Here is a 15,388-nt window from a genome sequence, read left to right as displayed (position 1 = left end):
AAGGAAATTCCGCCAGTCGCGCGGCGGTAACATTTCCTTGGGTCGCAATTCGCGCCGCCGGTTCGCCGGCGGAGCAGTGGAGTTGGCGTGCAGCGACTGTCGCGGCGCGCCCGTACGCAAGGGGTGGTGATGGCCGTGTCGGGGGATATGGGGAATGACGGGATCAACGCGCGCAAAGGCGCCGTGATCCGCAGGGCGCTGGCCGGTTCCGCGATGCTGATCGCCGCGGCCTTGCCCGCCGCAGCGATGGCGCAGGCAACGCCGCAGATTCCGACACGCGAGGAAATCCAGCGTCCGACGCTGCCCCCCGCGGCGCAGCCGAGCGAACAGATCGTCGCGATCGACGACGAGGTCGAACGCGCGCCCTGCCCGCTCGCCAATCCCGAATTCGCCAACGTCCGCTTCACCTTGCGCGGGGTCGAATTTTCGAGCGTCGAAGGCATCGACAATGCGATGCTCGCGCCAAGCTGGTCCGACCGTGCCGGACAGGAATTGCCGATTTCCGCCGTGTGCGACATTCGCGACCGCGCCGCGACTATTCTGCGGTCCAAAGGCTATCTGGCCGCGGTCCGCGTGCCGCCGCAGACGATCGGCGACGGCGTCGTCAAGCTCGACATCCTCGCGGCGCGGATGGCGCGCATCGAGGTGCGCGGCGACGCCGGGGCGAACGAACGACTGCTCCAGCGTTACTTGTCGCGGCTCGACGACCAGCCGGTGTTCAACATCGTCGAAGCCGAACGCTATCTGCTGCTCGCACGCGACATTCCGGGGATGGACGCGCGCCTGACGCTGCGCCCCGGCGCGGTCCCCGGCGAAGTCGTCGGCGAAGTCACCGTCACCCGCACCCCCTTCCTGTTCGACTTCAACGCGCAGAATTTCGGATCGCGCGACGTCGGCCGCTGGGGCGGCATTGCGCGCGCGCGTTTTGCCGGCCTGACCGGCATGGGCGACCTCACCACCGCCAGCTTTTACGCGACCCCCGACTTTGACGAGCAAAAGGTCGTCCAGGTCGCGCACGAATTTCGCGTCGGCGGCGAAGGGCTGCGCTTCGGCGCGAGCTATACCTATGCGTGGACGCGTCCCGACATCACCGGGCTTCCGATCAAGTCCGATACGCAGATCGTCAGCCTGTTCGCCACCTATCCGCTCGTCCTGACGCAGGCGAACCGCGTCACGATCGGCGGCGGGCTCGATTTCATCGACCAGGACATCAGCCTGACCAGCGTGCCGATCAACGAAGACCGGCTGCGCGTCTTTAACGTGCGCGCCGACGCGAGCTGGATCGATCCGGCATCGATCGCCGGACGCGGCGGCTTCGGCCCCGCCGAACCGCGCTGGTCGCTCTCGACATCGCTCGAAGCGCGGCAGGGGGTCGGCTTCCTCGGCGCCAGCGACGACTGCGGCCCCGGCGGCGCGGCCTGTTTCCTGCCCGGCGCGGTGCCGTTGACCCGCATCGAAGGCAAGCCCGACGCCTTCCTCGTTCGCGCGAACGCGCTCGCCGAATGGCGCCCTGCCAAATTGTTCACCCTGTCGGCCGCGCCCCGCGCCCAATGGGCGAGCGATCCGCTGCTCGCCTACGAAGAATTTTCGGGCGGCAATTTCACCGTCGGGCGCGGCTTCGACCCCGGCACGGTGATCGGCGACAGCGGCGTCGCGGTGGCACTCGAGGCGCGCTACGGCTCGTTCGTCCCGGCCAACACCGAAAGCTTCGCCTTCCAGCCCTTCGTCTTTTTCGACGCAGCGTGGGTGTGGAACAAGGACAGCGCTTTCGACGGCCTCAATCCGCAGAAACTCTTCTCGGCGGGCGGCGGGATACGCGCCGCTTATGGCGATCTCGCGCGGCTCGACGTGACCATGGCGGTGCCGCTCAACCGCGGCGGCTTCCTCACCGAAAAGCCCGACCCGCGGCTGCTCGTTTCCCTGACCACCCAGTTCGGCGTGAGGGCGCGCTGACCATGACTTCTGCATCGAGGACAAACGCCATGCGTGCCACCGTCACTCCCGCGCCGATCCGCACCGGCAAGCGGCGCCTGCTCACGAGCTGCGCGGTCGCGGCCGGAATGATGGCTTTGGCCTGTGGCGGCCCCGCGCTGGCGCAGGTGGCAGGGACCGGCACGTTTACAACCGGTGGAGGTACGGCGAACGGCGGTGGGGGGACCACGACGACGACGACCGTTACCCAGTTGCAAAATGTGATCAATTGGGTGCCCACTGACCCCGCACCGACCGGCGGCGACATCAACCTTCTGCCGGCCGGTTCGACGTGGAACTTCGTCGGCACCGGCGACTATACGGTCCTCAACCGCTTCGTGAACAGCGGCGGCGGCTCGCTCAGCCGCCAGATCGCGCTGAACGGGACGGTCAACAGCTATGTCGGGTCGACCACCGGGCCGCGCGGCGGCAATATCTGGTTCTATAACGCCGGCGGCATCCTGATCGGCGCGACCGGCGTCATCAATGTCGGCAGCCTCATCCTCACCACCAACGACATCTCCACCGCTGGCACGACGATCAGCTTTAACGGCACGGCGGGCAGCACCTCGGCCATCACCGTCAACGGCGCGATCAACGCGAACAAGGTCGGCAATCCCGGCGGCAGCTATGTCGCGCTTGTCGCGCCGCGCGTCGTCCAGGCCGGCGCCGTCCGCGTCGATGGATCGGCGGCCTATGTCGCCGCCGAAGTGGCCGACATCCGGATCAACAACGGCCTGTTCGATATCAATGTGACCCGCGGCGTCGAGGGCGGCAACGTGATCACGCACACGGGGACGACGACCGGTCCGGGGCACCAGGACGGCGACATCGACCAGAACCGCATCTATATGGTCGCCATTCCCAAGAATGACGCGGTCACGATGCTGGTATCGGGCACGATCGGCTATGACGATGCCGTGTCGGCCACCGAGGTCGACGGCGGGGTACGTCTGTCGGCGGGTTACAATGTCGTCGGCGGCGAACTCGCGGCGACGCCCGCGAACGCGACCGCGGCCAATATTACCGCGGGCGACACGCGGTTCCTCAGCAGCACGATCGCGCGCGCCAGCAACGTCTTTGCCGCGCAGCCGACGCAGACGCTTCCCGGTTCGCCGCCGCCGATGTCGTCGGCAGGCCAGTTCTTCGTCGAAGGCAACGGAACCTTCATCGGCGATGCCAGCGCGACAGTTTCGATCGGCGCCAACCAGTCGGGCGGCGCCACCGGCACCTTCACCGTGCAGTCGGGCGGCCGGGGTGGCACGCCGGGCGTTGCCGCGGTCAACGTCACCGGCGGCACGCTTTCGGCGCCGGGCGGACTCACCGTCCGGGCCACAGGGACCCCCGACGCCGTGACCGGCAACAGCCAGGGCGGCACCGCAAGCCTGACGATCACCGGCGGCAGCGTCACCTCGTCGGGCGTAACCGTCGAGGCGAACGGCACCTCCGACGAGGGGTCGGGCGGCACGACCGGCGACGGCCGCGGCGGCAATGCCAGCATCACCGTCAGCAACAGCGGCAGTTCGCTGACCGCCGGCAACATCTTCATCAACGCGATCGGGCGCGGCGACAATAGTTTCGCCAGCGGACCGCCGGCGACCAACGGCGACGGTGTCGGCGGGACGGCCAGCCTGACCGTGTCGAACGGCGGGGCCGTCGGTCCCGCGGCCCTGCTTTCGATCGATGCCCGCGGCATCGGCGGTATCGGCGCCACCCAATCGGGCGACGGCACCGGCGGCACCGCGCGTATCACGGTGTCGGGTGCCGGATCCTTCCTGTCGACGACGCAAAGCTTCGTCCAGGCCGGCGGCGACGGCGGCGGGAGTCTCGCGGGCTTTGCAACGAGCCAGAATGGCGGCGACGGCACGGGCGGCACCGCCGAAGTGCTCATCAACACCGGCGCGTCGTCGACCGTTTCGCTCGGCGCGCTCGGCGCGAGCGCGCTCGGCCGCGGCGGCAATGCAAGCGGCGGCGAGAATGCGAGCGGCGGCGACGCCTTGGGCGGTACGACGCAATTGACGGTGGACGGCGGCGTCAACGCCCAGTTCACGGCGATCACGCTCAACGCATCGGCGCTGGCGGGCAATGGGACGAGCCCCAGCGGAACCACCGGGCAATCGGGCAACGCGCGCGCCAACAATGTGACGCTCGCCGCGACGGGCGGTTCGACCATCGACAGCAGCGGCTTCATCAACCTGTTCGCCGTCGGCATGGGAACCGCGGGCGAGAATTTCGGCGCGGGGACCGGCGGCAATGTCGCGGTCAACGCGACCGCAGGCGGCACGATTACCACGGGCAATCGCCTGACCGTCCAGGCGATGGGCGGAAACTCGTCCTTTGCGATGGCACAAAGCGGTGGAAACGGCATCGGCGGCAACGTCGATTTCCTCGCCGATGGCGGGACCATCGTGGCCGAAGTTTATGACGTCGATACCAGCAGCAGCACGGTCAACGTGACCGGCGCCGGCGGCACCGCGCGCGGCGGGACGATCGACCTCTTCGCGCGCAATGGCGGCGAGATCCGCGCCACGCTCGACGCGACGAACCAGTTCAACGCCAGCGCGGCGTCGGGCAGCAGTGCGGCCGGCACGGCCGCGACGGGCGGAACGATCCAGCTCATCGCCAATGGCGGCCGCCTCGACCTCGGCATCGGTGCCGACCTCTTGGCCACCGGGACGTCGGGCGGCGCGGTCACGGCGGGCGCGGCGGCAACGGGCACCGGCGGATCGATCCTGATCCAGACCGCCGCAGCCACCGGCAGCGCAATCGACTATGGTCAATTTTTTGCCACGACCGACGGCCGCACATCGGTGGAATTCGAGGTTCCGGGCGGACCGATCGATACCAGCGGCAACGGCCTTGGCGGCACGATCGCCGTCGATATCCAGGGCGGCACCCTGTCGGGCGGTTTCATCGAGCTGTCGGCGAACGGCTTTGGCAGCGGCGGCAGTGCAAACGGCACCGGCGGCACCGCGACCTTCACCCAGACGGGCGGCGACGTGTCGATCAGCGACATGTCCGTCAGCGCCGATGGCTTCGGCGGCACGGCACCGGGCGTGTCGGGTACCGGCAGGGGCGGCATCGCGACGATCGACCTGTCGGGCGGGACGATCACCGCCGCCGACATCATTGCATCGGCAAGCGGCGAAGGCCGTTCGGGCCTCGACGGCGACGATCAGGATCCGGCCAATATCACCGCAGGCGGCGCCGGCGGCGCCGGTATCGGCGGCAATGCGGTCATCAACATCGGCGGCACCGCCATTGTCGATGCGAGCGTCATCGCGGCCTATGCCAATGGCACCGGCGGCACCGGCGGCGCCTTCAACAATTTCTCCAGCTTCGGCGGCTCGCCGGGCACGCCCGGAAATGGCGGCGACGGAACCGGCGGCACCGCGACCGTCAACCTGGCAGGCGGTTCGGTCACCGCGAGCAGCGTGATCGCCGACGCGTCGGGCATCGGCGGCGAGGGCGGCTCCTCCTTCTTCTCGAGCAGTTCGGGCGGCGCGACCGGCGTCGGCGTCGGCGGCACCGGCGGCACCGGCCGCGGTGGACGCGCGACGATCGAGCTGGCAGCGACGTCGGGGACGATCGCCGACGTCGGCGCCGTCGCGCGGGGCATCGGGGGTCTGGGCGGTACGCATAATGTCGGCGGCGCCGGCGGCGACGGCTATGGCGGTATCGCACAGGCGATCATCGACGATTTCGATGCGGGTACGCTCCAGATCGCACTCGACTCGACCGCCGAGGGCGGCAACGGCACCAACGGCCGTGACGGCCGCGGCGGCAATGGCGGCAATGCCTTTGGCGGAACGTCGAGCGTCCTCGCCGACGGCGCCAATGCGAGCGTCAGGGTAACGGACGCCAATTTCATTACCGGCGCCACCGGCGGCAATGGCGGCAACGGCAACCTGGGCTTCTCCTCGTCGGCGGCGGTCGCGCCGTCGGGCGGCAACGGCGGTAGCGCGCAAGGCGGCGCGATCGAAGTCATCGCACGCGACGGCGCGGCGATGACGCTCGGCCTGTCCGTCGGCGATACGGTGGAACTCCACAGCACCGGCACGGGCGGCAACGGCGGCAACGGCAGCGCCGCCGACTTCGGCGCCGGCAATGTCGGCGGCGACGGCGGTCTTGGCGGCGGCGGTGTCGGCGGATCGGTGCGCCTCGTCGCCGATGGCGGCACGATCACGACGGCTGGCGAACCCCTCGAAATCGATGTCAGCGGCCAGTCGGGAATCGGCGGCACCGGCGGCCTTGCGGGCGGCGGCGGCAGCCTGCCCGGATCGAACGGCGGCTTTGCCGGCACCGCGGGCGGCCGCGTCAATATCGACGCGCGGACGACCAGCGCGGGCGCCGGACTGATCGACCTCGGCAACACCAATATCTTTGCGAGCGGCGACACGGCGGGCCGTGTCGAAATTCGCAGCGACAGCCGGGTCAACTTCACCAGCCTCGACGTCGAGGTGCTCGGCCTCGCCGATCCGACCAACAACGACACCGACACGGCGCCGACGGGTATCTTTCTTGGCGCCAACGGCGGGGCGATCGAGGCCGGGAGCCTGTCGCTGATCACCGACGGTTCTATCGGCCTTTATGCACAGGGCAACGGACGCGTGAGTGTCGCCGAGACGGCGCAGCTTCGCGCGGTCGACCAGGTCGACATCCGCCATGACCAGCGCAGTGCCAATGCCGCACCGACGCTGGAGACCACCGACGACCTGGCCATCGTCGCGGGAACGAGCATCAGCGGCGCCGCGGGCAGCCTGCTCGCCGCAGGTGGCACGCTCTCGTTGACCGGCGAAGGCCCGGGCGCGACGATCGGCGTCGACCGGCTCGACGCCAACGATATCGCGATCAACGGCAGCGGCGCCGCGAGCATCGAGCATGCCGAGGCGGTCAATGATTTCACCGCGAGCGCGGGCAGCTTCCGCACCGGGCTCAACTCGATCATCACCGGCGGCGACATCACGATCACCTCGCCGGGTGCGGTCGATCTGGGCAATTCGAGCGCGGGCGGCTTCGTGCAGGTCACGGGCCAGTCGATCGTCTTCAACAATGTCGACGCGGGCCTGAACGTGAACCTGTTCGCCGATGGAACGGCGGCGGGCGCCGAAGGAATCCGCGGCGGGTCGATCGACGCGGGCGGCGACACCACGCTCTTCGGCAACAGCATCGCGCTGACCGGCACGGTCACGGGCACCGGGTCCTTCTTCGCCTTCGGTACGGGCGGCGCAGTGGCGGTGAACAACGCCGATGTCGACGGCACCATCTCGATCTTCGCCGCCGACGACCTGACCGGAACCTATGTCGCCGGGGGTAACATCTTCCTGAATTCCAATGCGAATATCAACGCATCGGCGCAGGCGAACGGCGGCTATGTCGATGGCAACGGCATCCTGGCGGAAGGCAATCTGTTCGTCGTCGCGGCGGGCGACGCTGCGCTGACGAACAGTTCGGCGGGGCGCATGTTCGGCGTCAGCGCGGGGGGCGCCGCGGCGGTGAACGGCGGTACGGCGGGCGAGGACATCCTGATCCTCGCCGGCACCACCGCGAACCTGACCAATGTGACGGGCGGCGACGACATCACCGTCCGCGCGCCGGGCAACATCACCGCGATCAACGTCCGCACGACGGGCACCGGCGCCGACACGCATATTCTCGACTTTTCGACGGCATCGGGCAGCCCCACCTTCACGATCGGCACGGGCGAAGGAACGCAGGGCATCAACGGCGCCGATATCGTCATGGCATCGACAGCCGGCGCGATCGACGCGACGGCGCTGTCGGCGGGCGATGACATCCTGCTCAATGCCGCAGCCAGCATTGCGGTCAACGGCGCCACGACGCTGGGACTCGGCACCACCGGCGGCGACAGCAGCATCCGCACGCAGGGCGGCGCAACGACGCTTTCCGGTCTCGACGCATTCAGCGACGTCGTGGTCGATGCCGCGGGCCTCGCGAACCTCACCGGTCTGGTCGCTGCGGATCGCGACATCATGATCAACGCACAGGACGTCCGCCTCGCGACGCTCACCGGGACCGGCGGCGCTGCGACCCCGACGGTGCAGGCAGGCGGCAATGTCGTGGTCAATTCGTCTGCGGGCATCGCGGGCGGCGGTGTCCGCGCGGGCGGCGACGTGGCGCTGACCGGCGTAACGGCGATCGGCCTCACCGCAGTCGAGGGCCAGAATATCGCGCTCATCGGCGCGAGCGGCATCGACGTGAACGCCGTCACCGCGCTCGGCACGACCCTCATCGACAGCGCCGACGGCAATATCCGCATCGGCGCCCTCGCCGCCACGGGCGCGATCGACGCCAGCGCCCAGGCGATCCGCATCGAAAGCGGGAGCGGCATGAATTTCGCGGCGCTCACCACCGACGCCGGCGATGCCTATGTCCGCTCGACCGGCAACCTGTCGGTCGCCAACGCCAATGTCGCGGGCACCGCGGACCTGCGCACGCAGGGAGCGACGATGAACGTCGGCAACCTGACCGCGGCGAATGCCACGCTCGAAAACACGAGCGGTTCGCTGACCCTCGGCGGCGTGACCGTGACGGGAACGCTCGGCACCGCGGCGCGCACGACGCTCGGGATCACGGGCGTCGTCACGGGCCAGTCGATCTCGCTCGCGTCGGGCGCGATCGATATCGGATCTGTCGGCCGCGTCGGCACCGCCGGCGTCACCCAGGCACTGTCGGTCACCAACAACAACAGCGCCAACCAGACCTTCATCGGCGGCACCGGGTCGCCCGGTGCCTACCATCTGAGTGCCGACGAGATGACGCGCCTCTACGGCACGCAGATCGAGATTGTCGCGCCCGAAGTCGCCGCGGTGGGCGGCACCTCGGTCGGATCTGCCGCCCCGCCCGACGTCATCGTCGACGGCTTCACCATGACCGGCGGCGCGTCGAATTCGAACCTCGGCGCGAATGGCGCGCTGACGATCCGCACACCGGGCAAGATGCGCGTGACCGGCAACGTCCAGCTCACCGGACTGACCGACGCCAACGCGCTGAACCTGCGCGCCGACGATGCGCTCGAGGTCATCCTCGGACAGGGCAGTGTCCGGCTGGTCAACGGCACGGCGCCGGCGGGCCAGCTCAACATGGTGTCTGCCGACATCATCGTCGCGACGCAGGCGGCGATCACCGCTGTCGGCGCCGCCACGACCATCGACGCGATCAACTCGCGGCTGGCCGAGAACGACGGCGTCGTCCTCGACGAAGGCGCGCTTTTCGCACGCGGCATCCGCGCCAACGTCGCGGGCGGCTTCTATGTCCAGAACAGCGGCGCGGGCACCGAAACGGCGCAGCGCCGCGGGCTGACCTTCGGCGCCGGCGGGCTCAACGTGACGACGCAGGGTGAATCGCGGATCGTCATCAACGGCGTGCATCTGGGGCCGAACGGCCAGGTCACCGGGTTCGATACCATCGGGCTGCTGACCATCGGCGGGGTGGCACCGGTCGTCGGGACCTATGACCGGCGCTCGACCTTCAACGGCTGCTTCATCGCCAATACGGCTGCATGTACGACCGTCGCCTTCGACGTCGAGAATAGCTTCCCGGTGCAGGATGTGATCGAGGAAGAAACCGAAAGCGATGACGGCACCGAGGGCCAGAGCCTGCCGGTGCCGCTGATCACGATGCGCGAGCTCGATCCGCTGACCGGCGAGCCGCTGCTCGACGATCCGGTGACCGGCGCGGGCAACGACGATCTCTGGACCGCACCGACGGGGCAGTAGCGAGCGTTTCGGTTGACGGACTGCCTTGGCGCAAGGCATGGGCGGCGGGATGACCGACGCTCCTGCCTCGCCGCTCAAGCTGTTCAACAGCCTGACGCGCAGCCTCGAAACATTCGAGCCCGTCCACCCCGGCGAGGCACGCGTCTATAGCTGCGGACCGACGGTCTATAACTATCCGCACATCGGCAATATGCGCGCTTATGTCTTTGCCGACACGCTCGGCCGCACGCTGTCGTACAAGGGATATAAGCTCACCCACGTCATCAACATCACCGACGTCGGCCACCTGACCGACGATGCCGATGCGGGCGAGGACAAGCTGGAAAAGGCCGCGGCCGAGCGCGCCCAGTCGATCTGGGACATCGCGAAACATTATACAGAGGCCTATTGGGCCGACATCAAGGCGCTGAACATCCGCCAGCCAGCGCACTGGTCGATCGCGACCGATTATGTTCCCGCGATGATCGAGTTCGCAAAGACCATCGCCGACAAGCATTGCTACGAGCTCGACGGCGGCCTCTATTTCGACACGACGACGGTCGCCGATTACGGCCGCCTCGCGCGCCACGGGACCGATGAAGGCGAGAGCCGCATCGACCCCGTCGACGGCAAGCGGCACCCCGCCGACTTCGCGATCTGGCGCAAGACGCCCGCGGGTGAGACGCGCCAGATGGAGTGGGATTCGCCGTGGGGCCGCGGCGCGCCCGGCTGGCATCTCGAATGCTCGGTGATGTCGGAGGCGCTGCTCGGCTTTCCGTTCGACATCCACACCGGCGGGATCGACCACCGCGAGATCCACCACCCGAACGAGATCGCGCAGAACCAGGCGCACAGCTGCTCGACCGACAGCGGCGCGCGGATGTGGATGCACAATAATTTCCTCGTCGAACGTTCGGGCAAGATGTCGAAGTCGAGCGGCGAGTTCCTGCGCGTCCAGCTCCTCATCGACAAGGGCTACCACCCGCTCGCCTATCGCCTGATGTGCCTGCAGGCGCATTATCGCAGCGAGCTGGAATTTTCGTGGGAAGGCCTTGGCGCCGCGCTGACACGGCTCAAGCGGCTGGTGATGGCCGCCGCGCCGGTCCGCGAGGCGGAAGCGAGCGAGCCGGCCGACCGCCGCCTCACCGACCTGCTCGCGAAGTTCGACGTGGCGATGTCCGACGATCTCAACACCGCGGTCGCGCTGACCCTGCTCGAAGAAGCCGCCGCGATGAAAAAGGTCGATGCGGGCCAGAAGCGCGCGGCGCTCGCGGCGATGGACGCCGTGCTCGGGCTCGACCTGCTCGCCATCGAGCGCGCCGACCTGCGGGTGCGCCCAAAGACGGCGGCGATCGGCGAGGAAGACATCGAAGCCACGCTCGTGCGCCGCAAGGAGGCGCGCGCGGCCAAGGATTTCGCCGCATCCGACGCGCTGCGCGATGAACTGATCGCGGCGGGGGTCGAGGTGATGGACGGCGATCCGCTCGGATGGGACTGGCGCCTCTCCAATTAGAGGCTTGTCGCGACGTCGCTGGCTGCTAGCCTCGTTGCATGTCGCAACTGATCTGCTGGCTCCTTGTCGGTCTTGTCCACCTGATCCCGGCGCTGGCCTTGTTCCGGCCGGCGCTGATCACGCGGCTTTACGGCGTTCGGCCCGACAGTCCGCTCTTCCTGCTCATGCATCACCGCGCGGCGCTGTTCTTCGCGGTGCTCGTCGCCTGCGTCTGGGCGGCGTTCGACCCCGGCGGACGCAAGCTCGCGACACTGCTTGCCGCAATCTCGATGCTGAGCTTCCTCTTTCTCTATCAGTCATACGGCCGCCCCGCGCAGCTCGGCACCATCGCGCTCGTTGACCTGATCGGCGTCATCCCGCTCGCATGGGCGGGCTGGCACGCCTTCCAGCAGTAGGAATATCATGACCAAGACCGTCACCGTCCTGTCGGGCCTGATCCGGCCGCTCGTCGAAAACCGCCTGCCCGACTGGGTCGAGCCGCGCTTCTTTGCGTCGAAGGAGGAGGCGCTCGAGCTCGCGCCCGCGGCCGAGATCGGCTGGTTCGACATGTACGAGAAGAAGGATATGGCGGCGGTCATCACCGCTGCGACGCAGCTCAAATGGCTCAACTCGATCTACGCCGGGGTCGACGGCATGCCGCTCGACCTGCTCCACCAGCGCGGCACGGTGGTCACCAATGGCGCGGGGATCAACGCGATCACCATCGCCGAATATGTCGTGATGGGGATGCTGACCGTCGCCAAGGGCTATCGCGACGTCGTGCGCGCGCAGGAGCGCCGCGAATGGCTGATGGACTCGCCGGGCAAGGTCGAGCTGTTCGGTTCGAAGGCGCTGCTGCTCGGCTATGGCGCGATCGGCAAGCTGATCGAGGAGCGACTGAAGGCGTTCGCGGTCGATGTTACCGTCGTGCGCCGTTCGCCGGGGCCGAATACGCTCACGCCCGATCAGTGGCGTGCGCAGCTCGGCGATTTCGACTGGGTGATCCTCGCGGTACCCGCGACACCCGAAACCGACGGCATGATCGGTGCCGCCGAACTCGCGGCGATGAAACCGACCGCGACGCTGATCAATATCGCGCGCGGCAGCGTCGTCGATCAGGACGCGCTGATCGCAGCGCTCGACGGCCAGCAGATCGCGTCGGCCTTCCTCGACGTCACGACGCCCGAACCGCTCCCCGCCGACGATCCGCTGTGGAGCCTCGACAATGCGCATATCACGATGCACCTGTCGGGCCGCGCGCAGGACAAGATGTTCGTCCGGTCGGCGCAGCGCTTCCTCGAAAATCTGGGTCGCTGGCAAAAGGGCGAGACGGTCGAGCCGCGGGTCGACCTGACGCTGGGATATTAACCCGGCCGCTCGGCCTTCAGTTCGCGCACCAGCGGTTGCAGCCGCTCGTCATATTTGGCGAGCATCGTGTGTGCGCCGGCATGGTCGTAGAAGCTGACGAGCTCGCGCCCGTTCCAGCGGTGGAGCGCGTAGGCGGGATCTTCGGCGACGATCATCGGACGGTCGTCGGGATGATTCTCGTCGATCGGGCGGAGGTCGAGCGACACTTGCGGCGCGGTCGACGAGCAGATCGCGATCGTCCGCCCCTCCCATGCGACGGTCACGCTGCGATGAAGATGGCCGCAGATCAGCCCGCGGACCTGCGGGTGCCGCCGCACGACGTCGGTGAAGGTCGCGACCCACGGCTCGTCGGGGTCGGTGTTCATCCACTCGATCCCGCTTTCGACCGGCGGGTGGTGCATCACGATATAGGTCGGCTTGGCGCTGTCCTTCGCCAGTTCGGTGTCGAGCCAGGCGGCGCGCGCCTCGCAAAAGGCACCGCCATGGCGCCCTTCCTCGAGCGTATCGACCGTCACCAGCCGCAGCTCGGGCAGCTCGATTGTGTACTGGACGAACCCGTTGCCGTCGTCGAAGCCGGGGAAGCGCGCGTGGAAATTGTCGCGCAAATCATGATTTCCGACGCTCGGCCACACGGGAAAGGGACAGCGCGAAAAGGCGGTCACAAGGCGGCGATAGCTGTCGTCGTCGCCGCGGTCTGTGATGTCGCCGGTCGCGAGCAGAAGGTCGGGGCGGTTCGGCCCCTCGATCAGCACGTCGAGCACCTCGTCGAGGCGCTTGCGGTTATACTCGGCCGGATTGTCCGGATCGAACCCGATATGGATATCTGTGATCTGTGCGATCAGCATATCCGTCCCCCGTTCCGGCCGGCTGGTCCCGGCCCATAAAATCTCACCCGCCCCGCCTTGCCCCGTGCAAGGGAGGTGTGCGCCACGTCACATCGTAAAGGCCCCGCCCCCCGGTTCCTGTGATCATGCTCACACCATAGCTAGCAGCAAGAGGTTTATTTGTGATTGCGGCGATGTTTTTCTTGCGCTGGCGCGGCGGCATCCACGGTTTCCCACCGTCCGAATGATATTCGTGGCACATCGCGCAGGGCGATTCGGTCGCGGTCTCGACCTTCACCACCCGCGCCCCGCCCTCACCGACATGGCAGTCGCGGCACTCGCGAAGCCCGGGAACGAGGAGGTCGCTCGACGCCTTCGACGCGGGCGCGGCGGTGTGGCAATCGGCGCAGTCGGTTTCCTTGTGCGCGTCATGGTCGAACCAGCCCTTTTGCAGGTATCGCGAAGTCTGGTCGACCGCCGCGACGCGCCAGTTGTTGCCCGCCGTGGGGGCAAAAATGGTGTGGCAATCATAGCAGGCGCCGCCCTTCGAAAAGACCGCGCGCACCGCATCCTGCGCGCGCGACGGCCGCGCCGCGACTTCGTTGAAGTAGATATTATAGACCTGCCCCTCGGCATAGGCGCCGGGGCGTCGCCGCTGCATCCCGCCAAGCTGGAGCGGCCGCGCGGGCGGGGTCGAGCGATAATAGGCGGTGAGGTCGGCGACGACCTGGTCGGGCTCGCCATGGCGCAGCGTGCGCGTCACGCCGCCAACGGTCTCGAACGCGAGGCTGTGGCACATGGCGCAGTCGCGTTCCATCTCGACCGGCTTGACGCGCACCCCGTCTGCCTCGACGCGGTGACAGTTCGCACATTCTAGTTTCTTGCCGAAATCATAGCGGCCACGGAAGCTCGCCGCCATGCGCGCAACCCCGCCGGTCGCCTGCAAGTGCATGTCGTGCGGGAATTTCAGGCCGTTATAATCGACCGTCCCCTTCGCGAGCGTCGTGCGCACCGGCTTCGCGCCGGGCGCCGACCGCACCAGCGGACGGAATTCGGGGTGGCTCGTGCCGAAATCGGCAGCGTCGGCGAGCGTCGTCGGATGGCCTGCGGTCTTGAGCCGCCCCGACATGCCGTCGTGGCAATCGGCACAGAATTTCTGCGGCGTCGCGGGCATCGGCCCGGATCCTTCATGTTCGGTATGACATTCAACGCAGCGCCCCTGCGGCTTGTTGAAGGTCTTGGCAAAGCCATCGAGGATGCGTTCACCGACACCCGGCGGGTGGCGCGCAGCGAGCAGCATCGCGGTCGGCGCATTCGCATGCGCCATGCTCATCGCCTTGTGCTCGCCGGTATGGCAGCCGACGCATGCCTTGTCGGTCACCGTGACGAAGGGTTCGACATGGCACGACTGGCAATCGTTCTTCAGGCTCGCGTGCGCGCTCGACAGCGGACCCGACAGCCACGCGCTGTCGGCATGATAGCCATCGGGGCGTTCGTTCACATTCTTGTAGCTGTACCACGCCCAGATCGGCCCGATCAGGAAGGCGAGCAGCATCACCGCTGCGAACAGCCACGCCCCCATGCGCTTGCCGAGCATCACGCCTTGCAGCGAGAAGGCTTTGACCTCGTCGACATCCTTCGACGATTGCGACAGCTCGTCGATGCGTTCGACGAGCAGGATGATATTGTCGCCCTCGCGCGCGATCGTCAGGCGGTGGCCGCCGAAGCGCAGCTCGCCGCCCGAACCACTGTCGATGTCAGCGACGGTTTCGCTGCGGCCGTTGAGGTCGAACCCCAGCCCCTCGCTCGCCGCGACGCGAACCGTGCGCCCATCGGGGCTGCTGATCGTCGCATGATGCGGGTTCACCGCAAGATCGGCGACGTGGATCGTGTTGCCGCCCTCGCGGCCGAGCGTGATCGTGTCGCCCGGCAACGCCTGGTCGCGGATGATCTGCTTGCCCGTCTTCGTCGTCGAGATGCGGCGCAGGATGAAGCTCATGATCCCCCTCCCCGCC

7 protein-coding genes are annotated in these 15,388 nt (G+C 67.9%); 5 read left to right on the top strand and 2 right to left on the bottom strand.

Annotated features, from left to right (window positions below):
* The first annotated feature begins 129 nt into the window (after window positions 1–129).
* Genes ACIPPQ_RS03345 through ACIPPQ_RS03325 form a run of 5 tightly spaced genes read left to right on the top strand, consistent with a single transcriptional unit; the run spans window position 130 to window position 12,549 of the window.
* Window positions 130–1,953 carry a ShlB/FhaC/HecB family hemolysin secretion/activation protein gene (locus tag ACIPPQ_RS03345; protein WP_446542777.1) on the top strand — a complete coding sequence of 608 codons (1,824 nt, stop codon included), beginning with the start codon at window positions 130–132 and terminating at the stop codon, window positions 1,951–1,953.
* A 29-nt stretch (window positions 1,954–1,982) separates the two neighbouring features.
* Complete coding sequence (locus tag ACIPPQ_RS03340; RefSeq protein ID WP_446542776.1) at window positions 1,983–9,710, top strand: hypothetical protein; 7,728 nt, start codon at window positions 1,983–1,985, stop codon at window positions 9,708–9,710.
* Window positions 9,711–9,759: 49 nt separating this feature from the next.
* A complete protein-coding gene (gene cysS, locus ACIPPQ_RS03335; protein ID WP_446542775.1) occupies window positions 9,760–11,202 on the top strand; it encodes a cysteine--tRNA ligase in 1,443 nt (480 codons plus the stop codon).
* Window positions 11,203–11,240: 38 nt separating this feature from the next.
* Complete coding sequence (locus ACIPPQ_RS03330; RefSeq protein ID WP_446542774.1) at window positions 11,241–11,597, top strand: hypothetical protein; 357 nt, start codon at window positions 11,241–11,243, stop codon at window positions 11,595–11,597.
* A 7-nt stretch (window positions 11,598–11,604) separates the two neighbouring features.
* Window positions 11,605–12,549: a D-2-hydroxyacid dehydrogenase gene (locus ACIPPQ_RS03325; RefSeq protein ID WP_446542773.1), complete on the top strand. Its 945-nt coding sequence runs from the start codon at window positions 11,605–11,607 to the stop codon at window positions 12,547–12,549.
* Here the strand turns inward: ACIPPQ_RS03325 and ACIPPQ_RS03320 are convergent.
* Together ACIPPQ_RS03320 and ACIPPQ_RS03315 are read right to left on the bottom strand one after the other, a co-directional pair.
* Window positions 12,546–13,394, bottom strand: a complete 849-nt coding sequence (locus ACIPPQ_RS03320; protein ID WP_446542772.1) for a metallophosphoesterase — start codon at window positions 13,392–13,394, stop codon at window positions 12,546–12,548. The genes ACIPPQ_RS03325 and ACIPPQ_RS03320 overlap by 4 nt on opposite strands.
* 43 nt (window positions 13,395–13,437) lie before the next feature.
* The gene (locus ACIPPQ_RS03315) at window positions 13,438–15,372 is read right to left on the bottom strand and encodes a cytochrome c3 family protein (protein WP_446542771.1); all 1,935 of its coding nucleotides are present in this window, start codon (window positions 15,370–15,372) and stop codon (window positions 13,438–13,440) included.
* Window positions 15,373–15,388 lie beyond the last annotated feature (16 nt).

The organism is Sphingopyxis sp. LARHCG72 (assembly GCF_052871675.1).
The sequence above is the reverse complement of the archived record's forward strand: the minus strand, read 5'-3'. Positions and strand labels throughout refer to the sequence as shown.

What these genes read in the sequence shown, in the direction of transcription:
- ACIPPQ_RS03345 (WP_446542777.1), top strand. Translation starts at nt 130, where the DNA reads ATGGCCGTGTCGGGGGATATGGGGAATGACGGGATCAACGCGCGCAAA.
- ACIPPQ_RS03340 (WP_446542776.1), top strand. Translation starts at nt 1,983, where the DNA reads ATGCGTGCCACCGTCACTCCCGCGCCGATCCGCACCGGCAAGCGGCGC.
- cysS (WP_446542775.1), top strand. Translation starts at nt 9,760, where the DNA reads ATGACCGACGCTCCTGCCTCGCCGCTCAAGCTGTTCAACAGCCTGACG.
- ACIPPQ_RS03330 (WP_446542774.1), top strand. Translation starts at nt 11,241, where the DNA reads ATGTCGCAACTGATCTGCTGGCTCCTTGTCGGTCTTGTCCACCTGATC.
- ACIPPQ_RS03325 (WP_446542773.1), top strand. Translation starts at nt 11,605, where the DNA reads ATGACCAAGACCGTCACCGTCCTGTCGGGCCTGATCCGGCCGCTCGTC.
- ACIPPQ_RS03320 (WP_446542772.1), bottom strand. Translation starts at nt 13,394, where the DNA reads ATGCTGATCGCACAGATCACAGATATCCATATCGGGTTCGATCCGGAC.
- ACIPPQ_RS03315 (WP_446542771.1), bottom strand. Translation starts at nt 15,372, where the DNA reads ATGAGCTTCATCCTGCGCCGCATCTCGACGACGAAGACGGGCAAGCAG.